The organism is Streptomyces sp. WM4235 (assembly GCF_001279725.1).
GTDB lineage: Bacteria > Actinomycetota > Actinomycetes > Streptomycetales > Streptomycetaceae > Streptomyces.
Genome location: NZ_LGDE01000337.1, coordinates 118,605 through 143,180, shown reverse-complemented (window position 1 = coordinate 143,180; position 24,576 = coordinate 118,605). Strand labels below are relative to the sequence as shown.

The window sequence follows — 24,576 nt, the reverse complement described above, 5'->3', positions numbered from 1 at the left end:
CATCCCGACGACCGAACCCGGTGGCGGAACCGCACACCCCCGCGTCCCTTCGGTGCACACCGACCACCACGAGGAGCACCGCACCAGTGCGCACCATCTCCACCACCATCACCATCGACGCGACACCGGAAGAGGTCTGGGCGACGCTGTCCGACCTGCCCCGCCACTGCACGTGGAACCCGTACATCCGCGAGGCTTACGGCGAGCCGGTCCCGGGCGGGCGACTGACCCTGCGGACGCACCCGGAGGCCGGCGACCCGGTCACCCTGCGACCGAGGGTCGTGGCGGCCCGGCCCGCCGCCGAACTGCGCTGGGTCCGCCGGACCCTCGTCCCCGGCCTCCTCGACACCGAGCACTTCTTCCACCTGGCCGAGGGTCCGGGCCGCACCACCCGGCTGGAGCACGGCGAACGCGTCCGCGGGCTGCTGGCCCCCTTCCTCGGCAGGCTCCTGACGAGGAACGCCCGGGACTTCGCGGCGATGAACGAGGCCCTGCGCGCCCGCGTCGAAGCCGCGCCCACCACCCCCTGAGCCGCCCCACCCGTCGGGCGCCCCGCCGGCGCCCGACCCTCCCCCGCCCCCGCCCCCGCCCGCCCCGTCCGGCGTGCGGGGTCGGGGGACGGGGGCGTAGCGTCGGGATCACGACCGACCAGGACCGCTACCTCGGAGGGCCGGGCATTGATCCGCAACGTACTCGGCTCCCTGCTGGGCCTGATCGGGGCGACGGTCGCCGTGTGGAGCCCCTTCCGCGTCTGGTACGAGGGCCGGCACGGGCGCGACTACCGCCTCGCGGACCTCTTCTCGTCGGCCGGCGTGACCGACGCCAGGGGCGCGCTGCTCGCCTCGTTCGTGATGCCGTTCGTCCTCGCCGCGCTCCTCACCCTCACCGCGATCCTGCTGCGCTCACGGCTTCTGATGGCCCTCGCGGGCGTGGTCGTCATCGGCTTCGCCGTGCTGTGGATGGTCCGCCAGGGGCAGGCCGCGGGCAGCCTCTCGGTCGGCGGTGACGGCGGGGGCCTCGGCGACGGGGTCGCCAACGCCTTCGGGGGCGGCGCGCTGCTCATCCTCGCGGCGTTCGTGATGCGCGGCCGCCCCGCGCGCCGCCGGCCGCGGGACCTCCCCGCCACGGACGCCCCGTACCCGCCGAACACCTCGTACCCGCCGAACACCTCGTACCCGCCGAACACCTCGTACCCGCAGGGCGACCCGTACCCCCCGCCCGCCTCCCACCCGCAGGGCGACCCGTACCCGCAGGGCGGGTCGTACCCTCCGGACGCCTCGTACCCGCCGGCGACCGAGCCGTGGCACCGGCCGCCCCCGACGCGGGAGCAGCCGTAGTCCGTCGGTTCGGCGCGTCGGGTCGGGTCAGTGCGGTGCGTCGGCCGCCGGGCCGCGTTGGCGCAGGTCGTCCAGGGAGTCGACGTACTTGAGCATGAGGCGGGCGAAGTCCAGGCGTTCGCCTTCCGGCCAGTCGGCGGTGATGTACTCGAAGGCCGAGCGCTGATGGCGACGGAAGCGTTCCATGAGTTCGCGCCCGGCCGGGCTGAGGTGGAGCACGCTGCGGCGGCCGTCCTGCTGGGAGGCGCCGCGGACCAGGTAGCCCGCCTTGATGTTGTCGGTGACCATCCGGCTCGCGACCGAGGGATCCACCGCGAGGAGTTCGGCGACCCCTCCGACGGTGATCTCCTGCTCCGGGTCCCGGGTGGCCTCCATGACGTGGTTGAGCACCAGCGTGCGGCTGAGGTCCTTCGCCGAGATGGGGTTCTCGACCTCCAGCAGTGAGGTGCGGCGCAGCTTGGAGAAGGCCGGGCCCACGGCGTCCAACAGCTCGTCGGCCGTCTTCGGCTCGTTCGGCTCGTTCGTCGTCATGTGCCGCATCGTACATTCATGGCACCGACCACATATGTGTTGACGTGAAATTACGTGCGTGCAAGCATGCATATGTACGCAACCATGAATGGAGACCTCCCATGACCGTCCTCGTCACCGGAGCCCGCGGCAGGATCGGGCGGGCGGTCGTCGACCGCCTCCACGCGGCCGGCACCGCCGTCCGCGCCGCCAGCGCCCGACCCGCCGAACTGGCCGTCCCGGCCGGCGTCGACACCGTCGAACTGGCCCTGAATCGCCCCGAGACCTTCGCCGCCGCACTCGCCGGCATCCGCCGCGTGTTCCTCTACCCCGAGCCCGACGGCATCCACGACCTGGTCGAGGCGGCCGGATCCGCCGGGGTGGAGCACGTCGTCCTGCTGTCCTCCGCCTCGGTCCTCGCGCCCGACGCCGACACCGATCCGCTCGCCTCGCACAGCCTTCGGGTCGAACGCGCCCTGGCGGACGCCCCGTTCACCGTGACGCTGCTGCGCCCGGACGCCTTCGCCGGCAACGCGCTGGGCTGGGCGTACCCCATCGGCCGGCGGCAGCCCGTCCGGCTCGCCCACCCCGACGCCGCCCTCGCCCCCATCCACCCCGACGACATCGCCGACATCGCGGTCCGCGCCCTCACCGGCGACGACCTCGCCGGCCGCGCGATCACCCTGACCGGGCCCCGGTCGCTGACGTTCCGCGAGCAGCTCGCCGTCCTCTCCGACGTCCTCGGCCGGGACATCCCCGTGGAGGAGATCACCCGCGCGGAGGCCGAGCGGGAGATGGGCCGATACATGCCGGCCCCCGTGGTCGCCTCCCTGCTCGACCTGTGGGCCGCCGCCACCGTCACCCCGGTCGCCCTCGCCGACACTACCGAGACCCTGCTCGGCACCCCCGCCCGCACCTTCGCCCGGTGGGCCCGCGAGAACGCCGCCGCCTTCACCGACCACTGACCACCCCACCAACCCACCGGCGGGGGTAACGGGCCGGACATGGCGGCGGCCCCGGTCCCCCCGAAGGGGGCGGGGCCGTCCGGCGCGAACGCGGGTGGGTCAGATCACTTCTCGACGACGCCCGAGGCGGCGATCTCGATCTTGGCGCGGGTGGCGCCCGACTGGGAACCGAGGGACTCGATCTTCTGGACCAGGTCCGAACCCTCGACGACCTCGCCGAAGACGACGTGCTTGCCGTCGAGCCACGGGGTGACGACGGTGGTGATGAAGAACTGCGAGCCGTTGGTGTTGCGGCCGGCGTTCGCCATCGACAGCAGGAACGGGCGGTCGTGCTTCAGGTCGAAGTTCTCGTCGGCGAACTTCTCGCCGTAGATGCTCTTGCCGCCCGTGCCGTTCTGGTTGGTGAAGTCACCACCCTGCAGCATGAACTGGGGGATGACGCGGTGGAACGGCGAACCCGCGTAGCCGAAGCCGTGCTGGCCGGTGGCCAGCTCGCGGAAGTTCTGCGCCGTCTTCGGAACGACCTCGTCGAAGAGGTTGAAGACGATGCGGCCGGCGGCCTCGCCGTTGATGTTGATGTCGAAGTAAACGTTGCTCATGGGGTCCATCCTGTCACTCCCGGTGCGGTACGCGAATCGGCGGGGCCGCGGCGCCGTCACGTGCCGGTACGGGTACCCGTGCCCTTCGCCGCGTCCAGGGCGTACACGCAGCGGTCCTTGCTGCACGCGTAGACCACCCCCGCCTCCGCCACCGGAGCCCCGGTGATCTCCCCGCCCGTCGCCAGCTTCCAGCGGAGCTGACCGCCCGCCGCGTCCAGGGTGTAGAGGCAGTGGTCCGCCGAGCCGAAGTGCACCCGGCCGTCCGCGACCGCCGGCAGGCCGGTGATCTCGCCGCCCGCCGCGAACCGCCACTTCGGGGTGCCGGTGACCGCGTCGAGCGTGTACAGGGCGCTGCCCGACCCCAGGTGGACGTTGCCGTTGGCCACGACCACCGGGTCCGCCGACTGCCGGGGCTCGGTGGCGATGCGCCAGCGGTCCTTGCCGGTGACCGCGTCGAGGGCGTACACGGTGCCCAGGTAGTCGACGAGGTAGACCCCGCCGCCGGTCACGGCCGCGCCCGGCGCGAACGCCGGGGCCGCCAGGAACACCGCCGGGGCCTCGAAGTGCCAGCGGACCCGGCCGGAGGCCCGGTCCACGGACAGCACGCGGGTGCCGGCGGCGACGTAGACGTTGCCGTCGGGGGCCGGCGTGACGCGTACGGGGACGTTGCCGCACGCGGCGGCGTCTCCGACGGGATACGACCAGGCCTCCAGGCCGCTGCGGGCGTCCAGGGCGCGCAGCCGGGCGTCCTGCCACACGTAGACGGTGCCCTCGTGCAGGACGGGAGCCGCCTCGGGCGTCTCGAAGTCGGACTGGGCGCCGGTCAGCTCCCACAGCTTCTGACCGTTGGAGGCCTCCCAGCCCTGCACGCCGCCACCGCGGGTGGCGGTGATGACGGTGCCCCGGTCGGCGCGCAGCGCGTACACCCAGGCATCGGTGGCCAGCCGCCACCGCTCGGAGCCGTCGGAGGAGTCCAGCGCGTACAGGGAGGGCCCGTCGGAGGCGTGGATACGGCCGTCGGAGACGGCCATCGACCAGGCGACGTCGCGGGTCTTGAACTGCCTGCGGCCACTGCCGACGTCCAGGGCGTGCACCTCGAAGGAGGTGACGTACAGCAGATCGCCCGCGACGGTCGGGGTGCCCCAGACCTCGTTGGACATGCGGAAGCGCCACGGGCGCCAGCGGCCGCTGTCCGGGGACGGGCCGGGGCTCGGGACGGCGGGCGCGCCGGTCACGGCCGGCACGGCCTCCACCGCCGAGGCGGTGCCCCCGCCGGGCGGCCGGATCCAGCCGGTCGCCGTGTCGGCCACCATCGCGGAGGACGCGGCGGCCGTGGCACGCGGCCCGGGCCCGATCGGCACCGGCGAGGCGCCGAGCCGCACGGGATCGCCGGAGGGCACCAGGCCCGGCTGCGGCGGGTGGTGCGGGCGCGGCGGGGCGGCCTGGCCGGTCCGCGGGTCCGCCCAGGGGTCGGCGCCGCGCTGCCGGCGGTGCGTGGAGGGGCCGGAGGCCGGCCCCTGGCCGCCCCCGGAGGCGGGACGGCCCGGCGCGGGGCGACCGGGTGCGGACCGACCGGACGGGACGGCCGCCGTGCGCAGGCCCGCGCGGCGGGCCTCGATCATCGCGACGGCGCGCCCCGGGAGCCACGCCGAGGCGGTACCGCTGTCGTCGTCGCCGTCGAAGAGGTGCGGGGCCAGTTGCGCCTGGAGGTCGGCGGGACTGGGGCGCCGACCGGCCTCCATCTGCATGCAGGACTCGATGAGGGGCCGCAGCTCGTCGGGGAGCCCTTCGAGGTTCGGACCCTCGCGCAGCAGCATGAACACCGTCTCGACGGGGTTCGCGCCGTGGTAGGGCGGGTGACCGGTCGCGGCGAAGACCAGCGTGGAGCCGAGCGAGAACACGTCGCTGGCGCCCTTGACGCTGCGGGAGTCCTTGGCCTGCTCCGGCGACATGTAGGCGGGGGTGCCCACGGCGACGTTCGTCATGGTCAGGCGGGTGTTGGAGACCCCGCTGGCGATGCCGAAGTCGATGACGCGCGGGCCGTCCTCGACGACGAGCACGTTCGACGGCTTCAGGTCGCGGTGGACGAGTCCGGCGCCGTGGATGGACTGCAGGGCCTCGGCGATGCCCGCCGCGAGCCACCGCACGGCCTGGGCGGGCATGGGCCCGCACTCGTTGACGATCTCCTCCAGCGAGGGCGCCGGAACGTACGCGGTGGCCAGCCAGGGCACCGCCGCCCGCGGGTCGGCGTCGACGACGGCGGCGGTGTAGAAGCCGGAGACGGCGCGCGCCGCCTCCACCTCGCGGGTGAAGCGCACCCGGAACAACTGGTCCTCGGCGAGTTCGGTCCGCACCGTCTTGATCGCGACCCGACGTCCGGACGCCGACCGCGCGAGATAGACCAGCCCCATGCCGCCGGCGCCGAGCCGTCCCAGCACCTCGAAGGGGCCGATCCGTCTCGGGTCGTGCTGCGTCAGCTGCTCCACCACTCGCCTCCACACCTCCCCGTACGGGCCCACGCCGGACCCGCTTCCACCAGCACGCACAACGGCACGGCGGTCGATTCCGCGCAGGGCCTGCCGTGCGGGTCCCACATGCGGGTCCCGCGTACGGGGGTTCGCCCCACCGCACCCGTGCAGCGTCTCACCCCGGCGGTGCCGGACGTCGCGCAAGACTCGATTCTGTCAGGCCCGCGCCGGGTCCGGCCCCGGGTCAGGCGTGGCTTTCGGGAGCGGCTTTGGTCCGGGGCTCCGAGAGCAGGCCGAAGACGGCCCCCTGGTTGTCCGCGACGACGGCGATCCGACCGTACGGCGTGTCGAAGGGATCGGCGGTGACCCGGCCACCGAGACGCTGCACGGTGGCGACGGTCTGGTCGCAGTCGGGGACGGCGAAGTAGACGAGGAAGTGCGCGGGCATGATCTCCGGGAAGGCGGCGGTGATCAGGCTGCGCCCCAGCACGGCGGTCTCGGATCCGGCCCGGTTGCCGGGCGGGGACCAGACGCGGTACTCGATGCCGGTCTCCGGGTCGTCCTGGTCCTCGGCGACGTAGCCGAAGACCCTGTCGTAGAAGACGTCCACGGCGTCGCGGGCCCGGGTGTAGACCTCCGACCAGCAGTAGCTGTAGGGCTGTTGCTGCGCTTCGAAGCCGTGGTGGGTGCCGGGCTGCCACAGCCCGAAGACGGCCCCGCCGGGGTCGGCCGCCATGGCGGCGGTGCCGTACGGGCCGACGGGCTGGGGGTCCATCACCATCTGGCCGCCGGCGGCCCGGATGCGGGCGGCGCAGGCGTAGGCGTCGGAGGTGTACAGGTAGACGCCCCAGACGGTGGGCATGCGGCCGTCGGGCTTGGGGGCGAGGGCGGCCACGTTGTGGCCCCGGGCGTAGGCCTGCGTGTAGTGGCCGTACTGGGCGCCCGCACTGTCGCCGAAGGACCATCCGAAGAGCTCACCGTAGAAGCGCTTGCCCGCCTCGACGTCCGGAAGCGAGGCGTCCACCCAGCAGGGGGAGCCTTCCGCGAATGCGGCCATCAGCCCGGTTCCTTCCGTTGTGCGGGGGTGTGTACCCTCCGTACCTCCCAGCCATGATGTGTCCGAAAACTTGTCCACAGCCTGTTGACAAGACTATTCGGGGGATACGTCACGATACGCACGGGGTCCCGGATGCGGGCCTGGGCGGGCCCCGAACACGGGCGTGGGCGGGTCGCGAGCGGGGGCGGGGGCGGGTCGCGAGCGGGGGCGGGGCACGGGCGGGGCACGGCAGTGACGCCGGTGGTGCGCGCCGGCCGGAAACCGCCGGCTCGAACCTTCGCCCGCGGGGCGCGGAACCCGCCCCGCGGGCCCGGTCGGGGAGCCGACCCGCAGCTGCTCCCGTGCAGGCCGGCGGCCTCGTAACCCCATTTGCAGGCGGCCGAATAGCGCCCCGATCACCCCTCGGTAAGCTGACGGCATGACAGGACAAGTACGCACCGTCGACGGGCGTGTCGCCGGCCGGCGCGGCCAGGCGACGCGGCAGAAGCTGCTCGACTGCCTCAGCGAGATGCTCAGCTCCTCGCCGTACCGCGACGTCAAGGTGATCGACGTCGCCCGCAAGGCCGGAACCTCCCCCGCGACCTTCTACCAGTATTTCCCGGACGTCGAGGGCGCCGTCCTGGAGATCGCCGAACAAATGGCCACGGAGGGCGCGCAGTTGACGGCGCTCGTCGAAGGTCGCAACTGGGTCGGCAAGGCCGGCTGGGCGGCGGCCGAGGAACTCGTCGAAGGGTTCCTGGAGTTCTGGCGACGCAACGACGCGATCCTCCGGGTCGTCGACCTCGGCGCGGCCGAGGGCGACAAGCGGTTCTACAAGATCCGCATGAAGATCCTGAACTCCGTCACGAACTCCCTCACGGAGTCGATGAAGGAACTCCAGGCCAAGGGCAAGGTCGACAAGGACCTCAGCCCGGCGGCGATGGCCGGTTCGCTGGTCGCGATGCTGGCCGCGGTCGCCTCGCACCAGAAGGGCTTCCAGACCTGGGGCGTCAAGCAGGCCGAGCTCAAGCCGAACCTGGCGCTGCTCGTCCACCTCGGCATCACCGGCAAGAAGCCGACCAAGTAGCGGCGGACCCCGGGCCCCCGCCAGGGGTCCTGGTCCGCCGCCCGGGCCCGCTCCCGCAGCCCCCACCACCCGCCGGTCCCCGCCGGCGCCCACCCCCGACCCCGTCGGTTCACCCCCGGCTTCGCGCCGGGCCCCCGGCTTCGCGCCGGCGCTCCACCGGCTCCCCGCCGTGCTTCACCCGGACCTCCGCCGCGATCAGCGACGCTCCAGGCGGAACAGCCGGATCTCGCGCTCGATGCGCGCCTGGTACGTCGCGTACGGCGGCCAGAACCTCAGCGCCGCCTGCCACGCCGCCGCACGTTCCTCGCCCTGCAACAGCCGGGCCCGTACGGCGATGTCCCGACCGCGCCAACTCACGTCCGCGTCCGGGTGTTTGAGCAGGTTCCCGGTCCAGGCGGGATGTCCCGGGCGGCCGAAGTTGGAGCCGATCAGCAGCCAGCTCGCGCCGTCGTCCTCCGGCATGCAGGCGAGCGGTGTGGTGCGCGGCAGGCCGGACCTGGCTCCCTTGGCGGTGAGGATCACGCCGGGCAGCATCTGCGCGCTCAGGATGACCTTGCCGCGGGTCAGCCTGTGCACGGCCTTGTCCATGGCCGGGATGACGTGTGGTGCGATCTTGGCGAACAGCATGGTCGAGGAGACCTTCTGCATCAGCCTGACGCCGACGGGAGCCATCAGACGGCCATCCTCTCCGTGGTCGTGGTCGTGGTCGTGGACGTGTTCGCGGTCGTCGACGTGTTCGTGTTCGCGGTCGTGGACGGGACGGCGGACGGGACAGGCGGGCCGAACAGGCCCGCCCGCCGGGCGGCGTGTGCCCGCAGCCGGTGCACCGGGCCGAAGAGCAGCTCGTCGGCCGCGGCCCGCTTGAAGTAGAGGTGCGCGTCGTGTTCCCAGGTGAATCCGATGCCTCCGTGCAGTTGGATCGCCTCGCCCGAGGTGATCCGCAGCGCCTCCAGCGCCTGCGCGAGGGCAAGGCCCCCCTGGTCGGGGTCCCAGGCGGCGTAGTAGGCGGCGGAGCGGGCCGCCTGCACCTGTACGTAGAGGTCCGCGAGGCGGTGTTTGACCGCCTGGAAGGACCCGATGGCGCGGCCGAACTGTTCGCGCTGCCGTACGTGGTCCACGGTGCGGGCCAGCGCCTGATCCGCCGCACCCACCGCCTCGGCGGCCAGCACCCCGGCCGCGGTGCGCCCGGTGGCGGCGAGGGCCGCCGGTACGTCCCCCTGCCCGTCCCCGAGCAATTCGGCCGGTACGTCGCGCAGTTGGATCCGGCCCTGGGCCCTGGTCTCGTCCAGGGTGGACTGCCGGGCCCGTACGAGTCCGGGCGCGTCCTCCCGTACGAGGAACAGCAGGGTCCGGCTGCGGGCGAAGCCGCCGGTGTGCGCGGCGACCAGGAGCAGCCCGGCGCTGTGGCCGTCCAGCACCTGGGGGACCTCCCCGTAGAGCCGCCAGCCGTCCTCCCCCGACGTGGCCTGCACCCCACCGGCGCGTCCGCCGCCGGCCCACTCACCCGGCACGTTGTCGCCGGTCAGCGCGAGGGCCGTGGCCAGGGCGGGCCCGGGTACGGCGAGCGCGGCGGTCAACCCGCCGGCGGCGAGCGGGGGCAGCAGCGCGGCGCGCTGGGCCTCCGTCCCGAGGGCGGTGATCAGCGGCGCGGCGAGTACGGCGGTGGCGAGCAGCGGCGAGGGCAGCAGGACCCGGCCGGTCTCCTCGCAGGCGAGGGCGAGGTCGGCCGGGGCGCAGCCGACGCCGCCGTACTCCTCGGTGATGGCGATGCCCGGCAGGCCGAGTTGCCGGGCGAGCTGTCGCCACAGTTCACGGTCGTGTCCGGCGGTGGTGCGGACGGCGGCCCTGACCTCGTCCGGGCCGCAGCGTTTGCCCAGGATTTCGCGCAGGGTGCGGCGCATCTCGTGCTGCTCCGCGGTGAAGGCGGCATCCATCGTCGGGCTCCTCCCCGTATCTGACGGGCCGTCATGTTAGGGCGGCGGGAGCCAGATGCACAGGGGGCGGGCGAGGGGGGTTCGACGACCCGCGACGGGGCGGTCAGCGGCGACCCCGCCCGCCGAGGAGTTCGGCGACCGCGAGGAGTGCGCAGCCCAGGCAGGCCATGACGACGCCGCCGAGGATCTCGTGACCGTCGGGGACGAGGAACCGCAGGAAGCCCAGGAAGCGGATGAAGCCGAACCACTCGTGCAGCAGGGAGCTGACGCCGCCGACGAGCAGGACACCGCCGAGCAGGGCCGCCACCGCCTTGAGCGGGTGGTCGGCGGAAGGCGAGGAGGTCATGGGGCGACCGTACGAGCCGGGGCACGGCGCCCGCGTCGAACTTCCGGTGCGAACGGTCGCGACGAAAGAGAACAGTCGAGCCAACCCCCCTTACCCCCACTAGCGTCTGACGCAGCGTCAGATATACCGTCGCCCCATGCCTGGACTGTCTGGACCGCCCCGAACCCCCACCGCCCCCACGCCGCGCCGCCGGGTCGCGGTCGCCGGCGTCGCCCTCTCGGACTGCGGCCGGGTGGACGGCCCCACCCCCTACGCCCTGCACGCGCAGGCCGCCCGCCGGGCCCTCGCCGACTCCGGACTCGACCGGTCCGTCATCGACGGCTTCGCCTCCGCCGGCCTCGGCACCCTGGCCCCGATCGAGGTCGCCGAGTACCTGGGACTGCGCCCCACCTGGGTGGACTCCACCTCGGTCGGCGGCTCGACCTGGGAGGTGATGGCCGCCCACGCGGCCGACGCCATCGCCGCCGGCCACGCCCGGGCCGTCCTGCTGGTCTACGGATCCACCGCCCGCGCCGACATCAAGGCCCGCAGGCGCACCGCGAACCTCTCCTTCGGCGCACGCGGGCCCCTCCAGTTCGAGGTCCCGTACGGACACACGCTCGTCGCCAAGTACGCGATGGCCGCCCGCCGCCACATGCACGAGTACGGCACGACCCTGGAACAGCTCGCGTCGGTGGCCGTACAGGCCCGGTCGAACGCCGCCACCAACCCGGACGCGATGTTCCGCACCCCGCTCACCGTGGACGAGGTCCTCTCCTCCGACATGATCGCGGACCCGTTCACCAAACTGCACTGCTGCATCCGCTCCGACGGCGGCTGCGCGGTGCTGCTGGTCGCCGAGGACCTCGTACCGGACACCGCCAAGGCCCCGGTCTGGATCCTGGGCGCCGGTGCCTCGGTCTCCCACACCACCATGTCGGAATGGGAGGACTTCACCGTCTCCCCGGCCGCCGTCTCCGGCCGCCGGGCCTTCGAGCGCGCCGGACTGACCCCGGCGGACGTCGATCTCGCCGAGATCTACGACGCTTTCACGTACATGACCCTCGTGACCCTGGAGGACCTCGGCTTCTGCGCGAAGGGCGAGGGCGGAGCGTTCGTCGAGAAGGGCCGACTGCTGCGCGACGGGGAACTCCCCGTCAACACCGACGGCGGCGGACTGTCGGCCTGCCACCCCGGCATGCGCGGCCTCTTCCTGCTGGTCGAGGCCGTACGCCAACTCCGCGGCGAGGCCGGCGCCGGCCAGGTCACCAAGGCGGGCGGCCGGCTCCCCGAGGTGGCCCTCGCCTCGGGCACGGGCGGCTGGTTCTGCTCCTCGGGGACGGTCATCCTGGGCCGGGGTTGAGACCTCAGTACTGCCAGCGCGGCTGCTTGCCGTCCTGCCGGCAGTGGATGAGCCGGCCGTTGCCCGCGTGGGTGGACCGCCCCACGTCGACCTTGCGGCAGAACTGACCGGCGTTGTAGCAGTTCCCCGCGTTGGAGACGATCTCGCAGTCCGCCGCCGCGGGCTCCGGCGGCGCCTTCGTCGGGGCCTTCGTCGGGGCCTTGCTCGGAACCCTCGTCGGCGCCTTGGCCGGGGCCTTCGTCGGCACCTCGACCGCGGACCCGGTCGGCGCCTTCGCGTCGGGCGTCCCGGCGGCCGGGGTCGCCTTGGGCAGCACCACCCGGGTGGGCGTCGGGGTCACCGCCGCCGACAGCGACGAAGCCGCGGTCGGCGCGGCCTTCGGCGGCGCGGAGGTCGGCGCCACCGGAGCCGTCGACCGGATCACCGACGGCGAACCGGCCGGCCCACCCGTCTCGGCCGGCCCGCACGCCACGGCCACCCCGGCCACCAGCACCGCCACCAGCGCCCGTCTGACGCCCCTGCCCTTGATTCCGCGCATGCCCAACCCCCACCGGTATCCGTCCGAAACAGACGCATCATATGAACGGCAGTTCGCCCGCGTGAGGACAATCCCCTCATTGGTGCGATGGTGTTCGATGGCGTCATGACCAGTGAGACGAGCGACGCCGACTTCCACGCCACCCTCCACTCCCTGCGCGTGTGGGACACCCGGCTGCCCGGCTTCGACCCGGACACGGCACCGACCGACCCGCTCCCCCTCTTCCGGGAGTGGCTCGTCGACGCCGCCAAGGCCGGACAGCTCGAACCGCACACGATGACCCTGGCCACGGTCGACGCCGAAGGGCGCCCCGACGTACGCACGCTGATGCTGCACGACGCCGACGAGCGCGGCTGGCACTTCGCCTCGCACGCCACCAGCGAGAAGGGGCGACAACTCGCGGCCCGACCCGAAGCCGCCCTCGGCTTCTACTGGCCCGCGGTCGGCCGGCAGATCCGCCTCCGCGGCCGGGTCACGGCGTGCGGACCCGAGGAAAGCCGAGCGGACCTCGCGGTCAGGTCCCGCGGCGCGCTCGCCGCCGCCCTGACGGGACACCAGAGCGAGGTCCTGCCCTCCCTCACGGACCTGGCCGAGGCCTCGGCGGCGGCGTGGGAGCGCGCGGGAGCCGAGCCGGACGCGGTGGCACCGACGTGGACGCGGTACGTGCTCGACGCGACGGAAGCCGAGTTCTTCCAGGGCGACGCGGCCCGCCGCCACACCCGCCTCCACTACCGCCGCACCCCCGCCGGCCCCTGGACCCGAACCCTCCTCTGGCCCTGACGGACCCGCCGCGCGCCGCGAACGGCGGCGACGCCATTGCACGAAGCGGACCCGGTTCCGCCGGGCTTCACGGGGCTCCACCCCGCGCCTCAAACGCCGGCGAGGCTGGATTGGCCGGCCCGCACCGGGAGGGTGGGCCCACACCCCGCGCCTCAAACGCCGGCGAGGCTGGATGGACCGGACCGCACCGGGAGGGCGGGCCCGCACCCCCGCGCCTCAAACGCCGGCGGGGCTGGATTGGGCGGCCCGGACCGGGAGGGTGGGCCCGTACCCCTGCGCCTCAAGCGCCGGCGGGGCTGGATTGGGCGGCCCCCGTACCGGGAGGGTGGCCTGACCCCCACCCCCCAGCCTCGCCGGCGCTTGAGGCGCCCGGCGCAGCCGGGGCCGGCGGCAACCGGCCGCAACCACCACCCGGCGCAGCCGGGCCCCGCAGCCGGGGCCGGCGGCAACCGGCCGGACCACCAACCACCCGGCGCAGCCGGGCACCGCGGCCGGGGCCGGTGGTAATCGACCGCGAGCGGTCCTCACGGCAGCAGGCGCTGTTCCTTCGCCACCGACACCGCCCCCGCGCGCGTGTCCACGCCGAGCTTGTCGTAGATGCGGCCCAGGTGGGTCTTGACCGTGGCTTCGCTGATGAACAGGGCCCGGGCGATGTCCCGGTTGCCGAGGCCGCGGGCCAGTTGGCCCAGGATGTCCAGTTCACGGTCCGTCAGGGTGGGCCGGGTGCCCCGCATGTGGGCCATCACCCGGCTGGCCACCGGCGCGGAGAGCGTGGTGCGGCCGGCCGCCGCGGAGTGGATCGCGGCGAAGAGTTCCTCGGGGCGTTCCGCCTTGAGGAGGTAGCCGGTGGCGCCCGCCCCGATGGCCCGGGTGATGTCGGCGTCGGTGTCGTAGGTGGTGAGTACCAGCACGTGCGGCGGGTCGGTGAGCGCCGTGATGCGGCGGGTGGCTTCGACGCCGTCGATGCCCTCGCCGAGTTGGAGGTCCATCAGGACCACGTCGGGGCGGAGTTTGGCGGCCAGTGCGACGGCTTCCTCGCCGCTGCCGGCTTCGCCGAGCACCTCGATGTCGGGTTCGCTGCCCAGCAGGGCGAGCAGGCCGGCGCGGACCACCACGTGGTCGTCGCAGAGCAGGATCGTGGTCATCCGGTGGGCTCCAGGGGGATCGAGGCGGAGAGGACCGTGCCCTCGCCCGGGGTGGATTCGACGGTGAGGTCGCCGCCGAGCTGGCTGACGCGGGCGCGTATGGCCGGGAGTCCGTGGCCGCGGTGGCCGGGTACGGGCCCGCCGGGGACGGGCCCTCCGGGGACGGTCCCTCCGGGGAGACCGGGACCGGCCACGCCAGGTAGGGCCCCGCCCGGGGCGGATCCGCCCTGGGCGGCGGCCTGCGGGGATTGCCTGAAGCCGTGGCCGTCGTCCGCGATGTCCAGGACCACCTGGTCACCCAGGAAGCTCAGGGTGAGGGCGGCGGTTCGGGCGCCGGAGTGTTCGCGGACGTTGGCCAGCGCGCCTTGGGCGATCCGCAGGAGGGCGGATTCGGCCCGGTCCGGGAGGGGGGTCGGGGTGCCCTCCAGGTGGAAGCGGACCTCGATGTCGGGGCCCGCGTCGAGGGCGCGCAGGGCGTCGGCGAGGCCGGCGCCGCCCGCGAGTTCCGGCGGGGCCAGGTCGTGGACCAGCCGGCGGGCCTCGGCGAGGCCGCGCGCGGCGATGTCGGTGGCGGTACGGACGTGCGCGCGGGCGGTGCCGGGGTCGCTGTCCCAGGTGCGGTCGGCGGCCTGGAGTAGCATCTGCTGGCTCGACAGGTGCTGGGCCAGGGTGTCGTGGATCTCCATCGACAGTCGCTGGCGTTCCGCGAGGGTGCCCTCGCGGCGCTCGGTGGCGGCGAGTTCCCGGCGGGTGCGGATCAGGTCGTCGATCAGGACGCGCTGGGCCTCGGCCTGGCGTTCGGTGTGGACGAAGACGGCCGTGGCGAGCGCGGCGACCGCGGGCGGGGCGAGCAGCAGGTTCGGGTCGAAGTCCTGGGACAGCTTCAGCTGGGCGGCCACCACGAACACGGTGAGCAGGGCCACGAGCACGACGGCCGCGCGGGGCGGCAGGGTGCGCAGTCCCGTGTAGAAGAGCGGTACGGCGCACCACGCGAAGCTCGGCGCGAGGACGACGAGGACCACCCAGGTGGCCACCACCAGGCCGAGCCACAGGAGCCTGCGCAGGGTGGGTGCGGCGCCGAGGGCGGGGCCCAGGACGTACAGCAGGGCGAGGACGATGCTGAGCGCGATGATCCACGGGGTGCGGGGCTCGCCGGGGTGCCGGAGCAGGAAGCGGGCCACGGATGCGCCGAGGAGCAGGAAGAACGCCGTGTGCATGACGGTGGCCAGGGCGCGGGTGTCGGGTTTCCGCGGCGGTGCGTGGCTCACGGGGTGCTCCTGGGGTGGGGTGGTGCGTACGTCCATCCTGACGCGTCGGCGAGGCCTTCGAACGGAGCCGCCGGTGCGCGCGCCGATCGCGGGCGCGCTCTGACCAGCCAATCCGCCCGCGCACCCGGCGCGCATCGACCGATCGGTCGACCCCCGGGTCATCCGGTGCGCCGGCCGTCGCGAGCCGGTACGGCGACGGGCGGACGGGGTTCCCGGGCCGAGGCTTGGAGCAGCAGGAAACGAGTCCGACGCATCCAGGAGCAGACATGAACACCCGCACCCGCGTTCTCACCGGTACCGCTCTCGCCGTCGCGCTCGGCGCCGGGACCTTCGGCGCCGCCGGCGCGAGCGCCGCGCAGAGCGAGTCCGCCCCGGCCGCCGCCGTCCAGGCCGCTTCCTCGAAGAAGGACGACGACAGGAACTTCACCACCTCGACCCACCTCACCGTCGACGCCGCCTCCCGCGCCGCCCAGGCCGCGCTCAAGGCCGCCGAGAAGGAGGGCCAGAAGGTGACGGTCGCGGTCGTGGACCGCAACGGCAACACCCTGGTCACCCTGCGCGGCGACGGCGCCGGCCCGCAGTCCTACGAGTCGGCGCAGCGCAAGGCCTACACGGCCGTGTCCTGGAACGCCCCGACCTCGGTGCTGGCCGGCCGGCTCGCCCAGACCCCGAACCTGAAGGACATCCCCGGCACCCTCTTCCTCGGTGGCGGCACCCCGGTCCAGGCCAAGGGCGCCCCGGTCGCCGGCATCGGCGTGGCCGGCGCCCCGAGCGGCGACCTGGACGAGAAGTTCGCGAAGGCCGGCGCGGACTCCCTCGCCAACTGACCCCGCCCGGCCCTGTCGACGCCGTATGCCCCGCCCGGCCCTGTCGTCGACGCCGTGTCCCGCCGGGTGCCCGCTTAGGATCGAACGCGTGGATCAACGCGCGCTCTCCCGCCTCGCCGCCCCCGCCCTCGCCGCCCTGATCGCCCTCACCGCGGGCTGTACGGGCGACACCGTGCAGGGGCGGCCGGGTGCGTCCGGGGTCCGCGATCCGTACTTCCCCAAGGCCGGCAACGGCGGCTACCAGGTGGACCACTACGACCTCGACCTGGCCTACGACCCGGCCGACAAGCAGCTCCACGGCACGGCCGTGATCACGGCCCGCGCGAAGCAGGGGCTCAGCTCCTTCAACCTCGATTTCGCGGGCCTGCGCGTCGAGGACGTCACCGTTCAGGGCGCGGCGGCCCGGTTCAACCGGTCGGGGACCGAGCTGACGGTGCGCCCGCCCGAGGACCTGGAGAAGGGCGAGGTCTTCCGTACCGAGATCGACTACACGGGTACGCCGAAGCCCGTCACCGACCCGGACGGCTCCGAGGAGGGCTGGATCACCACCGCGGACGGGTCCGTCGCGGTGGGGGAACCGGTCGGTTCGATGGGCTGGTTCCCCGGCAACCACCACCCGAGCGACAAGGCGACCTACGACATCAGGCTGACCGTCCCGAACGACTACGAGGCCGTGTCCAACGGCGAGCTGCGCTCCCGCACCGCGGTCGGCGACGGCCAGACCGAGTTCGCCTGGCACAACGCGGAGCCGATGGCGAGCTACCTGGCGACCGCCGCCATCGGGAAGTTCAAGGTGTCCACCGGCCGGACACCCTCCGGCATCGGCGTCTACAACGCCGTGTCCCCGGACGAGGCGCCGTCCAGTGCGGCCGCGCTGGCCCGGATCCCCGAGGTCGTGGAGTGGGGCAGCGGCAAGTTCGGGCCGTACCCCTTCGGCACGGTGGGGACGATCGTGGTGCCGGACGGGACCCTCACCTACGCGCTGGAGACGCAGACCAAACCCGTCTACTCGGGCGCTCCCGACGAGGTGCTGATCGTGCACGAGCTCGCGCACCAGTGGTTCGGCGACTCGGTGTCGCCGAAGTCCTGGAAGGACATGTGGCTCAACGAGGGCTTCGCCACCTACGCCGAGTGGATGTGGGCCGAGGAGCACGGCGGGCTCAGCGCGGAGAAACGGTTCGACGCGTTCCTCGCCGGCGACACGAAGGTCGATCCGGACGCCGGCTCCGACTGGGGCGCCTTCCCGCCGGCCGACCCGCCGGGCCCGGAGGACATCTCCGAGGCGCCCGTGTACGCGCGCGGCGCGATGGTGCTGCACCGGATCCGCCAGGAGGTCGGGGACGAGAAGTTCGCCGCGCTGCTGCGCGGTTGGGCCGTGGAGCACCGGCACGGCAACGCGAGCACGGCCGACTTCACCGCCTACGCGGAGAAGAAGACGGGGCACGACCTCACGGAGGTCTGGGACGTGTGGCTGTACGGCGAGGACCGCCCCGAGGCATAGCCCGTCGCCTCCCGTCCCCCGGCCCCGCCCCGCCCCGAGGCCTGACCGACGCCCCGAGGCCTGACCGACGTCCCGAGGGCCGACCGGCGGGCCGCCCGTTCGGGGCGGCGGCTCAGAGGGCCTTGCGCAGGACGGTGCAGGGGCGCCCGAGTTCCCGGTCGGCGGCCTGACGCAGGGGCACGTACCCCTGGGCGCGCCAGAAGGCGAGGGCGCCCGGGTTGTTGTCGAGCACGGCGATGCGCAGACCCGCGCGTCCCGCGGTACGGAAGCGGTCCGCGACGAGGCCGGCGAGGGTGCCGCCGTGTCCTGCGCGGTGCGCGGTCGCGTCGATGAGGAGGAGACCGATCCAGGGGTCCGGGTCGGTGGAGTCCGGGTCGCCCGGGGAGGGCCCGTCCCGGTGCGCGAGCGTGGCGGCCAGTCCGACGAGACGGCCGGCGGAGCGGGCCATCAGTACCTCGGCGCCCTCGTGGGAGAGTTCGCCGGCGAGGGCCTCGGCGACCTGTTCCACCGTGATGCGGGCCGGGTCGGGGAAGTCGCCGCTGAGCTCGAAGAACGCGCGGTTGGTCGCGTAGAGCGTGGCGATCTCGGTGAGGACCGGGCCGGGGAGGGCGCCGTCGACGGGAACGAGCGGGTGCAGGATCACCGGGCGAACGGTAGCGAAGCCCCCTCCCCGGACGGGGGGAGGGGGCTTCGCCGGCGGCGGGGCCGCGGAGATCAGACGTTGACGCCGAAGTCCTGGGCGATGCCGGTCAGGCCGGAGGCGTACCCCTGGCCGACCGCGCGGAACTTCCACTCGGCGCCGCTGCGGTAGAGCTCACCGAAGACCATGGCGGTCTCGGTCGCCGCGTCCTCGGAGAGGTCGTAGCGGGCGATCTCGGCGCCGCCGGCCTGGTTCACGACGCGGATGTACGCGTTGCGGACCTGGCCGAAGTTCTGGCTGCGGGCCTCGGCGTCGTAGATGGAGACGGGGAAGACGATCTTGTCGACATCGGCCGGCAGGCCGGCGAGGTTGACGTTGATGGCCTCGTCGTCGCCCGAACCCTCACCGGTGCGGTTGTCACCGGTGTGGACGATGGTCTGGTCCGGGGTGGACTTGTTGTTGAAGAAAACGAAGTGACCGTCGGAGACGACCTTGCCCGTCGGGTTGACGGCGATGGCGGAGGCGTCCAGGTCGAAGTCGACACCGGTCGTCGTACGGACGTCCCAGCCGAGGCCGACCGTGACGGCACTGAGGCCCGGGGCCTCCTTGGTGAGCGAGACGTTGCCGCCCTTGGACAGGCTTACTGCCATTTTGACTGGTGTCCCTTCGTCGTCACATGACCGCGAGATGTGGCCAAGTTACCGCTGCCCTTCATAACGCGGGGAGGGGGTCCGTAGGTTCCAGGGCCCCCTTCCCGGCGAAAAATGGGTGACGGGGCCGGGCGGGGGCGGGATCATTGGGGACATGCCTGGTCCCTATGTCATTCGTGGTTCGGTCGTGTTGCCCGAGGGGGAGCTCGGCTGGCGGTTCTCGCGTTCCTCCGGGCCGGGGGGTCAGCACGTCAACACCTCGGACTCGCGGGTCGAGCTGCTGTTCGACGTGGCGGCGACCAAGGCGCTGCCGGACGTGTGGAAGGAACGCGCGCTGGAGCGGCTCGCCTCGCGGCTGGTGGACGGGGTGGTGACGGTGCGGGCGTCCGAGCACCGCTCGCAGTTCCGGAACCGCGAGATGGCGCTCGTGCGCCTGGCCGCGCTGCTGGCGGAGGCGACGGCGCCGCCGCCGAAGGCCCGGCGGGCCACGAAGATCCCCCGGGGCATCAACGAGCGGCGGCTGCGGGAGAAGAAGGCCCGGGGCGAGACGAAGCGCGGGCGGACCGCGCGGGACTGGTAGCGACCGTCGGGGCTCCGCCCCGCATCCCGCGCCCGGGACCCCGAATCCCCGCGCCCCGCCCCCGGATTCCCGCCTCAGCCCGCCAGGTGGCGGTAGCGGCCGCGGAAGTGGGCCAGCGGCGGCGCGTCCGGGTTCGGCAGGGTGGTCGTGAGGACGCGGGCGAGGACCAGGGTGTGGTCGCCGGCCTCGACGCGTGACTCGGTACGGCATTCCAGGGTGGCCAGGGCGCCGGTGAGCAGCAGGGCGCCGGAGACGGCGCCGCGGACCTGGGGCAGGCCCTCGAAGAGCAGGCGGTCGCTGATCCGGCCCTTCATCGCGAACCTGCCCGCCACCTGGAGCTGGCCGTCGGCCAGGATCGAGGCCCCCCAGAGCGGCTGCTCGGCCAGCAGGTCGTCCATGCGGGAGCCCTCGCGCAGGCTCACCAGGACCATCGGGGGATCCAGGGAGACGGACATGAAGGCGGTCGCCGTCATGCCGACGTCCTCGCCGCGCGGGCCGTCCGTCGTCAGGGCGGGTTCGTGTGCGGTGATCAGGCACACGCCCGCCGTGAGCCGGGACATGGCGGCGCGGAACTCGTCGTTGCTCACCCCCTCAGGATGCGGGGTCGGGAACGGGGCGGGAGGTACGGGAGTCGTGTTCGGCACGCCTGGAACGCTAGTCTCACCGTCTCGCCGCACACATCGGGCGCAAGTCCGAGCCGCGTCCCGGCCCCTTGGCCTAGGCCATCACCCCTCGTTTGCCCTCGGAAATGTGGGGGAGCGCTCCCAGCGGACGTACGGCCTGAAGGGTGTCGGGAAGGCCCCGTTATTCATCTCATGTGACTTGAGTCACAGAGGGCAAGATTTGTTGACCCTGTGTACCTGCCGCACAGCTCACTGTGATTCAGTGGACGAGACACCGCAACGAAACGCCGATGACAAACCTGGAGTTGCTGTCGAGGTCTCGGGGAGAGCGAGCAATGGAGACCGAGTCGGAGCCGTACGTCCGTCTTGCGACCCTGCGGCAGCTGCATCGGGTGGTGGCCGAACTCAATACGGCCCGGAGCCTCGCGGACACCCTGCAGACCGTCGTGGACGGCATCGTCGTGGGCCTCGGCTACGAACTCGCCTGTGTCAACCTCGTACGCCCTGACGGGGATCTCGTCGTCGCCGCCTTCGCCGGCGACCCCGCCGCCGAGGCGCTGATCACGGGTCGCGTCGGATCCCGCCCCGCCTGGGACCGCCGGCTGACGATGGGTGAGAACTGGGACGGGCTCCGCTTCATCCCGCACACCGAGGGCTGGGTCCTGATGGAGGACGACGTCCCCCAGTGGCACACCGACGGCCCCGATCCGCGCTTCGAGGACGAGTGGCACCCCGAGGACCGGCTCTATGCCCCCATGTATGCGTCCGGCGGGGAACTTCTGGGTGTCATTTCGGTGGACAGACCGCGCAACGGGCGCCGCCCGGGCGCGTGGGGGCGCGAGGCGCTCCAGATGTACGCCTTCCAGGCGGCGATTGCGATCAGCAACGCACGCCTTCGCGCGAACATGCAAAGGGCCCTCGTCCGGCTCGAAAGGGAGCAGCAGGCGCTCCGCGCCAGCGAGGAGTCGTTCCGCCAGGCCTTCGAGTACGCGCCCAGCGGAATGGCCATCGCCGAGATGGGCGGCGACCAGCACGGTCGGCTGCTGCGCACCAACGACGCGCTGTGCCGGCTGCTGGGCCGGCCGGCTTCCGTGCTGCGCCGGTACTCCTTCTCCGACCTCGTGCACCCCGAGGACATCGGCACCCTGCTGCGGACCTCCGCCGAGGGCGGGCGGGCCGAGCTGAGGCTGGGCCGGCGCGACGGTACGTACGTGTGGGTGTCGCTGCGCAACTCCGTGGTGGCCGACGCGGCCGACGGGCCCCGCTTCCTGCTCACGCACGTCGAGGACATCGAGGAGCGAAAGCGCCACGAGCTACAGCTCGCGCACCGGGCCAGCCACGATTCGCTGACCGGCCTGCCGAACAGTGCCGAGCTGCGCTCCCGCCTGGGGGCGCGGCTCTGTCGCAGGCCCCAGTCCGTGCGCGCCACGGCCGTGGAGGCGCTGGACGCGGCCTTCGAGGGGCGGCCCGAGGGGGGTGGTGCCGTCGAGCACGGCTTTCAACCCGACGTCCCGCACGGATTCGCGGCGCCCGACCCGTTCGAGTTCCCGGGCGCCGCGGTGGGCGGGGCGACGGCCGCCGGCGAGGCGGGGCCGTACGACCACCACGTGCACGCGGTGGCGCCCGACCCGGAGATCGACGACGGAACGAAGGGCCTGGCCGTCCTCTTCTGTGACCTCGACGGATTCAAGTCGATCAACGACCGGTTCGGGCACCACACGGGTGACGCGGTCCTGATCGAGGTCGCCCGGCGGCTGACGACGTGCGTCAGGGACGGTGACACCGTCGCTCGGCTGGGTGGTGACGAGTTCGTCGTCCTCGCGGACGGGCTGGGGGCGGCCGACGCCGCCGACCTGGCCGTCCGGCTGCGCAACGCGATCATCCCGCCGATCAGGGTGGACGGCCGGGCGGTCCGCGTCGGAGCGAGTTTCGGCATCGGCTGGGCCGGCTGCGGGATGTCCGCGGACGAGGTGCTCCGCTCCGCCGACCAGCGGATGTACATCGAGAAGAGGTCCCGTTCCAAGGCGCACCGCAGGGCCGGCTGAGCCGATCGGCCGCCCGTGGGTGCACGTGTTCGGGGTAGGCTCCCGTGGGTCGAAAGGAGTGACCTGCGATGACGACGCCCGCGAACAACGGCCCGAACAGTGGGGCGAACAAGCCCGAGGACGACGATCCGTTCGGCTACCTCTACGCGGACGGCCAGGCCGCCGGAGCCACCCCGCCCACGTCGGGCGGTGGGTACGGCTACCCCGGCCCGACGGGCGGGGGCCAGGCCGGAGCGCAGCCCGGTGTCCCCCGGACCTCGTACAACCAGGTGCGTACGGTCGGCGACCGGTCGTCCCGCGGCCAGCGCGGTGCCGTCCCGTACCAGCAGGCCCCGCAGTCCTACGAGGCCCAGTACCAGGCCCCCGAGGCGCTCCAGGCGGGCGGCTACGGGGTTCCGCCGCAGCACCAGTCCGCACAGCAGACCCAGGTGGTCACGGCTCCGGGCGGGCACGGCGGGCACGGCGGCGGTGGCGGCGGCTCCAGCCGTCGCGGGCTGCTGATCGCGGCGGTCGCGGTGGTCGGCGCGGTCGTGATCGGCATCAGCGCGGCGCTCGTCTTCGGCAACGAAGGCAATAAGAAGGGCAAGGACGACAAGGGCCAGGCGGCCGGTCAGTCCCAGCAGCCGGCTTCCCCGAAGGAGTCGACGAAGCCCGAACCGAGCGGCTCCCCGGAGGCCTCGCAGGCGCCGCTGCCGAAGGGCGACGCGGCGGGCGCCGGCATGTTCCTGTCGGGCGGGGCGAAGTTGCAGAGCGCCGTGCCCGGGTCGAAGAGCACCGGCGGCCAGTACGTGGGTGAGTTCAACCACCAGGGCGCCGCGCTGACGTGGACGGTCGACCTGCCCGAGGACGGCAAGTACACGCTCTTCGTGAACTACGGGGTGCCGGGCAAGGACGCGAAGGCGACCCTGACGATCAACGGGCAGAGCCCCAACCAGAGCCTGAACCTGGCGAACTTCGCCAAGGCGCCCGAGGGCGCCTGGGACAAGGGGTGGACGACCACCTTCGCCTGGATAAACCTGAAGAAGGGCACGAACACGATGAAGATCTCGTGTGAGGCCGGGGACAAGTGCGAGACGATCTTCGACCAGCTCAACCTGGGCCGGGGACACATCAGGCGCTGACCGGGCGCGGTACCCGCGACGGACGGGCCGAACGAAACGGGCCGAACGAAACGGGCCGAACGCACGGGCCGAACGCACGGGCCGAACGTACGGGCCGAACGAAACGGGCGGGGCGCACCACGCGAGTGGCGCGCCCCGCCCGTTCGTCTTCCGGCCCCGCGTCGGATCCTCAGGTCCGGCGTCCGACGCGGCGGTTGTGGGGGCGCGCGCCCCGGTGGGTGTCCGGCGGGCCGGTCGGGGCGGCGCCCGTGACGGTGACGGTGTCGCGGAACTCCTCGTAGGTGCGCGCGTCGAACTCGCCCGCCGCCGGTGCGTGGACGGTGGCCGCCGAGAGGGCGACGGCGCGGGTCAGCCGCTCCGGCCAGTCCAGTCCCTCCGCCAGGCCCGACAGCAGGCCGGCGACCGCGGAGTCGCCGGCCCCGGTGGGGTTGCCGCTGAGAACGCGGGGCGGGGTCGCGCGCCAGGTGCCGTCGGCGGTGTCGGCGAGGAGTCCGCCAGGTCCGAGCGAGGTGACCACGGCGTGGGCGCCGCGCCGGCGGGCGTCGCGGGTGGCGGGCAGCGGGTCGCGGGAGCCGGTGAGTTCGGCGAGTTCGGCCGCGTTCGGTTTGATCATCTCGGGGCGGGCGGCGACGCCCCGGCGCAGGGCCTCGCCGCCGGTGTCGAGCAGGACGGGGACCCCGGCGGCGCGGGCCGTCCGTATGAGCAGCGCGTAGGAGCCGACCGGTACGCCGGGCGGCAGGCTGCCGCACAGGGCGACCGCCCGGGCGCCGGCGAGGAGTTCGCTGTAGCGGGACAGGAACCCGGTCCACTCGGCGGGGGTGATGTGCGGGCCCGGTTCGTTGAACTGCGTGGTGTCGCCCGAGGCTTCGTCGACGACGGCCAGGGTGCGGCGGGTGTCGCCGGCGCAGGGGACCAGGGCGTCCACCACGCCGGGCGAGTCCGCGAGGAGGTCGCGCAGGACCGTGCCCACCGGCCCGCCCGCGAAGCCGGTGGCGGTGACCTCGTGGCCGAGGGCCGCGAGGACGCGGGCCACGTTGAGGCCCTTGCCGCCGGGGCGTTCGCAGGCGCCGGTGACCCGGTGCGAGGTGTGCGGGTGCAGTCGCGGCACCCGGTAGGTGACGTCGAGTGCGGTGTTGAGCGTCACGGTGAGGATCATGGCAGGCCCCGGTCTCGGTGGATGCCGGGATCATGCCAAACGGAAGGCGGCCCGCCCAGTCCCGCCGGCCGACCGCCC

25 protein-coding genes are annotated in these 24,576 nt (G+C 73.4%); 11 read left to right on the top strand and 14 right to left on the bottom strand.

Going from position 1 to position 24,576, the window contains the following annotated elements:
- The first annotated feature begins 86 nt into the window (after positions 1 to 86).
- Entirely contained in the window at positions 87 to 530 is a 444-nt protein-coding gene (locus ADK55_RS21700) for an SRPBCC domain-containing protein (RefSeq protein ID WP_053681184.1), read from the top strand.
- Between the two features lie 147 nt (positions 531 to 677).
- Positions 678 to 1,337 (top strand): hypothetical protein, encoded by a 660-nt coding sequence (locus ADK55_RS21695; RefSeq protein ID WP_053681182.1) that lies wholly within the window; start codon positions 678 to 680, stop codon positions 1,335 to 1,337.
- A 27-nt stretch (positions 1,338 to 1,364) separates the two neighbouring features.
- Here the strand turns inward: ADK55_RS21695 and ADK55_RS21690 are convergent, their stop codons facing one another.
- Positions 1,365 to 1,868 (bottom strand): MarR family winged helix-turn-helix transcriptional regulator, encoded by a 504-nt coding sequence (locus ADK55_RS21690; RefSeq protein WP_053681180.1) that lies wholly within the window; start codon positions 1,866 to 1,868, stop codon positions 1,365 to 1,367.
- 101 nt (positions 1,869 to 1,969) lie between these two features.
- Here ADK55_RS21690 and ADK55_RS21685 point away from each other — a divergent pair, with 101 nt between their 5' ends.
- Positions 1,970 to 2,812, top strand: coding sequence for an NAD(P)H-binding protein (locus ADK55_RS21685; protein WP_053681178.1), 843 nt, complete (start codon positions 1,970 to 1,972; stop codon positions 2,810 to 2,812).
- 104 nt (positions 2,813 to 2,916) lie between these two features.
- On the opposite strand, the gene ADK55_RS21680 is transcribed toward ADK55_RS21685, so the two are convergent.
- The 3 genes from ADK55_RS21680 to ADK55_RS21670 form a co-directional block, all read right to left on the bottom strand.
- The gene (locus ADK55_RS21680) at positions 2,917 to 3,411 is read right to left on the bottom strand and encodes a peptidylprolyl isomerase (RefSeq protein WP_053681176.1); all 495 of its coding nucleotides are present in this window, start codon (positions 3,409 to 3,411) and stop codon (positions 2,917 to 2,919) included.
- Positions 3,412 to 3,467: 56 nt separating this feature from the next.
- Positions 3,468 to 5,900, bottom strand: coding sequence for a PQQ-binding-like beta-propeller repeat protein (locus tag ADK55_RS21675; protein WP_199826593.1), 2,433 nt, complete (start codon positions 5,898 to 5,900; stop codon positions 3,468 to 3,470).
- Between the two features lie 223 nt (positions 5,901 to 6,123).
- Positions 6,124 to 6,936, bottom strand: coding sequence for a VOC family protein (locus ADK55_RS21670; RefSeq protein WP_053681172.1), 813 nt, complete (start codon positions 6,934 to 6,936; stop codon positions 6,124 to 6,126).
- A 418-nt stretch (positions 6,937 to 7,354) separates the two neighbouring features.
- Between ADK55_RS21670 and ADK55_RS21665 the strand changes: the two genes are divergently transcribed.
- On the top strand, positions 7,355 to 8,002 hold the full coding sequence (locus ADK55_RS21665; RefSeq protein WP_053681170.1) for a TetR family transcriptional regulator: 648 nt from the start codon (positions 7,355 to 7,357) through the stop codon (positions 8,000 to 8,002).
- Positions 8,003 to 8,197: 195 nt separating this feature from the next.
- On the opposite strand, the gene ADK55_RS21660 is transcribed toward ADK55_RS21665, so the two are convergent.
- From ADK55_RS21660 to ADK55_RS21650, 3 genes are all read right to left on the bottom strand, one after another.
- Positions 8,198 to 8,674, bottom strand: a complete 477-nt coding sequence (locus ADK55_RS21660; protein WP_053681168.1) for a nitroreductase family deazaflavin-dependent oxidoreductase — start codon at positions 8,672 to 8,674, stop codon at positions 8,198 to 8,200.
- A complete protein-coding gene (locus ADK55_RS21655) occupies positions 8,674 to 9,936 on the bottom strand; it encodes an acyl-CoA dehydrogenase family protein (protein WP_053681166.1) in 1,263 nt (420 codons plus the stop codon). The genes ADK55_RS21660 and ADK55_RS21655 overlap by 1 nt, the downstream gene beginning before the upstream one ends.
- Before the next feature lie 103 nt (positions 9,937 to 10,039).
- Positions 10,040 to 10,282 carry a hypothetical protein gene (locus ADK55_RS21650; RefSeq protein ID WP_053681163.1) on the bottom strand — a complete coding sequence of 81 codons (243 nt, stop codon included), beginning with the start codon at positions 10,280 to 10,282 and terminating at the stop codon, positions 10,040 to 10,042.
- 136 nt (positions 10,283 to 10,418) lie between these two features.
- Here ADK55_RS21650 and ADK55_RS21645 point away from each other — a divergent pair, with 136 nt between their 5' ends.
- Positions 10,419 to 11,624: a thiolase C-terminal domain-containing protein gene (locus ADK55_RS21645; protein WP_053681162.1), complete on the top strand. Its 1,206-nt coding sequence runs from the start codon at positions 10,419 to 10,421 to the stop codon at positions 11,622 to 11,624.
- Positions 11,625 to 11,628: 4 nt separating this feature from the next.
- On the opposite strand, the gene ADK55_RS21640 is transcribed toward ADK55_RS21645, so the two are convergent.
- Positions 11,629 to 12,162, bottom strand: a complete 534-nt coding sequence (locus ADK55_RS21640; RefSeq protein ID WP_053681160.1) for a hypothetical protein — start codon at positions 12,160 to 12,162, stop codon at positions 11,629 to 11,631.
- Between the two features lie 105 nt (positions 12,163 to 12,267).
- Between ADK55_RS21640 and ADK55_RS21635 the strand changes: the two genes are divergently transcribed.
- On the top strand, positions 12,268 to 12,942 hold the full coding sequence (locus ADK55_RS21635; RefSeq protein ID WP_053681238.1) for a pyridoxine/pyridoxamine 5'-phosphate oxidase: 675 nt from the start codon (positions 12,268 to 12,270) through the stop codon (positions 12,940 to 12,942).
- Between the two features lie 524 nt (positions 12,943 to 13,466).
- Here ADK55_RS21635 and ADK55_RS21630 read toward each other — a convergent pair.
- A complete protein-coding gene (locus ADK55_RS21630; RefSeq protein WP_053681157.1) occupies positions 13,467 to 14,087 on the bottom strand; it encodes a response regulator in 621 nt (206 codons plus the stop codon).
- Positions 14,084 to 15,391, bottom strand: coding sequence for a sensor histidine kinase (locus ADK55_RS21625; RefSeq protein ID WP_234350190.1), 1,308 nt, complete (start codon positions 15,389 to 15,391; stop codon positions 14,084 to 14,086). The genes ADK55_RS21630 and ADK55_RS21625 overlap by 4 nt, the downstream gene beginning before the upstream one ends.
- A 230-nt stretch (positions 15,392 to 15,621) precedes the next feature.
- Between ADK55_RS21625 and ADK55_RS21620 the strand changes: the two genes are divergently transcribed.
- Positions 15,622 to 16,182 carry a GlcG/HbpS family heme-binding protein gene (locus ADK55_RS21620; protein WP_053681152.1) on the top strand — a complete coding sequence of 187 codons (561 nt, stop codon included), beginning with the start codon at positions 15,622 to 15,624 and terminating at the stop codon, positions 16,180 to 16,182.
- A gap of 25 nt (positions 16,183 to 16,207) precedes the next feature.
- The gene (locus ADK55_RS21615) at positions 16,208 to 17,683 is read left to right on the top strand and encodes a M1 family metallopeptidase (protein ID WP_078999233.1); all 1,476 of its coding nucleotides are present in this window, start codon (positions 16,208 to 16,210) and stop codon (positions 17,681 to 17,683) included.
- Positions 17,684 to 17,795: 112 nt separating this feature from the next.
- Here ADK55_RS21615 and ADK55_RS21610 read toward each other — a convergent pair whose 3' ends face one another.
- Complete coding sequence (locus tag ADK55_RS21610; protein ID WP_053681148.1) at positions 17,796 to 18,326, bottom strand: GNAT family N-acetyltransferase; 531 nt, start codon at positions 18,324 to 18,326, stop codon at positions 17,796 to 17,798.
- A gap of 71 nt (positions 18,327 to 18,397) precedes the next feature.
- Complete coding sequence (locus ADK55_RS21605; RefSeq protein WP_053681146.1) at positions 18,398 to 18,973, bottom strand: TerD family protein; 576 nt, start codon at positions 18,971 to 18,973, stop codon at positions 18,398 to 18,400.
- Between the two features lie 154 nt (positions 18,974 to 19,127).
- On the opposite strand from ADK55_RS21605, the gene arfB reads away from it, so the two are divergent.
- Positions 19,128 to 19,553 (top strand): alternative ribosome rescue aminoacyl-tRNA hydrolase ArfB, encoded by a 426-nt coding sequence (arfB, locus tag ADK55_RS21600; protein ID WP_053681144.1) that lies wholly within the window; start codon positions 19,128 to 19,130, stop codon positions 19,551 to 19,553.
- A gap of 74 nt (positions 19,554 to 19,627) precedes the next feature.
- On the opposite strand, the gene ADK55_RS21595 is transcribed toward arfB, so the two are convergent.
- Positions 19,628 to 20,197: a flavin reductase family protein gene (locus ADK55_RS21595; RefSeq protein WP_107089263.1), complete on the bottom strand. Its 570-nt coding sequence runs from the start codon at positions 20,195 to 20,197 to the stop codon at positions 19,628 to 19,630.
- 314 nt (positions 20,198 to 20,511) lie between these two features.
- Here ADK55_RS21595 and cdgB point away from each other — a divergent pair, with 314 nt between their 5' ends.
- Both cdgB and ADK55_RS21585 read left to right on the top strand, forming a co-directional pair.
- The gene (gene cdgB, locus ADK55_RS21590) at positions 20,512 to 22,221 is read left to right on the top strand and encodes a diguanylate cyclase CdgB (protein ID WP_053681140.1); all 1,710 of its coding nucleotides are present in this window, start codon (positions 20,512 to 20,514) and stop codon (positions 22,219 to 22,221) included.
- Between the two features lie 68 nt (positions 22,222 to 22,289).
- On the top strand, positions 22,290 to 23,342 hold the full coding sequence (locus tag ADK55_RS21585) for a CBM35 domain-containing protein (RefSeq protein ID WP_053681138.1): 1,053 nt from the start codon (positions 22,290 to 22,292) through the stop codon (positions 23,340 to 23,342).
- A gap of 169 nt (positions 23,343 to 23,511) precedes the next feature.
- Here the strand turns inward: ADK55_RS21585 and ADK55_RS21580 are convergent, their stop codons facing one another.
- Entirely contained in the window at positions 23,512 to 24,498 is a 987-nt protein-coding gene (locus tag ADK55_RS21580; RefSeq protein ID WP_078999232.1) for a 1-phosphofructokinase family hexose kinase, read from the bottom strand.
- Between the last annotated feature and the right edge of the window lie 78 nt (positions 24,499 to 24,576).

Excerpts from the sequence above, each read along its gene's own strand:
- ADK55_RS21690 (WP_053681180.1), bottom strand. The coding sequence starts at position 1,868 with ATGACGACGAACGAGCCGAACGAGCCGAAGACGGCCGACGAGCTGTTG.
- ADK55_RS21685 (WP_053681178.1), top strand. The coding sequence starts at position 1,970 with ATGACCGTCCTCGTCACCGGAGCCCGCGGCAGGATCGGGCGGGCGGTC.
- ADK55_RS21680 (WP_053681176.1), bottom strand. The coding sequence starts at position 3,411 with ATGAGCAACGTTTACTTCGACATCAACATCAACGGCGAGGCCGCCGGC.
- ADK55_RS21670 (WP_053681172.1), bottom strand. The coding sequence starts at position 6,936 with ATGGCCGCATTCGCGGAAGGCTCCCCCTGCTGGGTGGACGCCTCGCTT.
- ADK55_RS21665 (WP_053681170.1), top strand. The coding sequence starts at position 7,355 with ATGACAGGACAAGTACGCACCGTCGACGGGCGTGTCGCCGGCCGGCGC.
- ADK55_RS21660 (WP_053681168.1), bottom strand. The coding sequence starts at position 8,674 with ATGGCTCCCGTCGGCGTCAGGCTGATGCAGAAGGTCTCCTCGACCATG.
- ADK55_RS21655 (WP_053681166.1), bottom strand. The coding sequence starts at position 9,936 with ATGGATGCCGCCTTCACCGCGGAGCAGCACGAGATGCGCCGCACCCTG.
- ADK55_RS21650 (WP_053681163.1), bottom strand. The coding sequence starts at position 10,282 with ATGACCTCCTCGCCTTCCGCCGACCACCCGCTCAAGGCGGTGGCGGCC.
- ADK55_RS21645 (WP_053681162.1), top strand. The coding sequence starts at position 10,419 with ATGCCTGGACTGTCTGGACCGCCCCGAACCCCCACCGCCCCCACGCCG.
- ADK55_RS21640 (WP_053681160.1), bottom strand. The coding sequence starts at position 12,162 with ATGCGCGGAATCAAGGGCAGGGGCGTCAGACGGGCGCTGGTGGCGGTG.
- ADK55_RS21635 (WP_053681238.1), top strand. The coding sequence starts at position 12,268 with ATGACCAGTGAGACGAGCGACGCCGACTTCCACGCCACCCTCCACTCC.
- ADK55_RS21630 (WP_053681157.1), bottom strand. The coding sequence starts at position 14,087 with ATGACCACGATCCTGCTCTGCGACGACCACGTGGTGGTCCGCGCCGGC.
- ADK55_RS21625 (WP_234350190.1), bottom strand. The coding sequence starts at position 15,391 with ATGGACGTACGCACCACCCCACCCCAGGAGCACCCCGTGAGCCACGCA.
- ADK55_RS21620 (WP_053681152.1), top strand. The coding sequence starts at position 15,622 with ATGAACACCCGCACCCGCGTTCTCACCGGTACCGCTCTCGCCGTCGCG.
- ADK55_RS21615 (WP_078999233.1), top strand. The coding sequence starts at position 16,208 with ATGCCCCGCCCGGCCCTGTCGTCGACGCCGTGTCCCGCCGGGTGCCCG.
- ADK55_RS21605 (WP_053681146.1), bottom strand. The coding sequence starts at position 18,973 with ATGGCAGTAAGCCTGTCCAAGGGCGGCAACGTCTCGCTCACCAAGGAG.
- arfB (WP_053681144.1), top strand. The coding sequence starts at position 19,128 with ATGCCTGGTCCCTATGTCATTCGTGGTTCGGTCGTGTTGCCCGAGGGG.
- cdgB (WP_053681140.1), top strand. The coding sequence starts at position 20,512 with ATGGAGACCGAGTCGGAGCCGTACGTCCGTCTTGCGACCCTGCGGCAG.
- ADK55_RS21585 (WP_053681138.1), top strand. The coding sequence starts at position 22,290 with ATGACGACGCCCGCGAACAACGGCCCGAACAGTGGGGCGAACAAGCCC.
- ADK55_RS21580 (WP_078999232.1), bottom strand. The coding sequence starts at position 24,498 with ATGATCCTCACCGTGACGCTCAACACCGCACTCGACGTCACCTACCGG.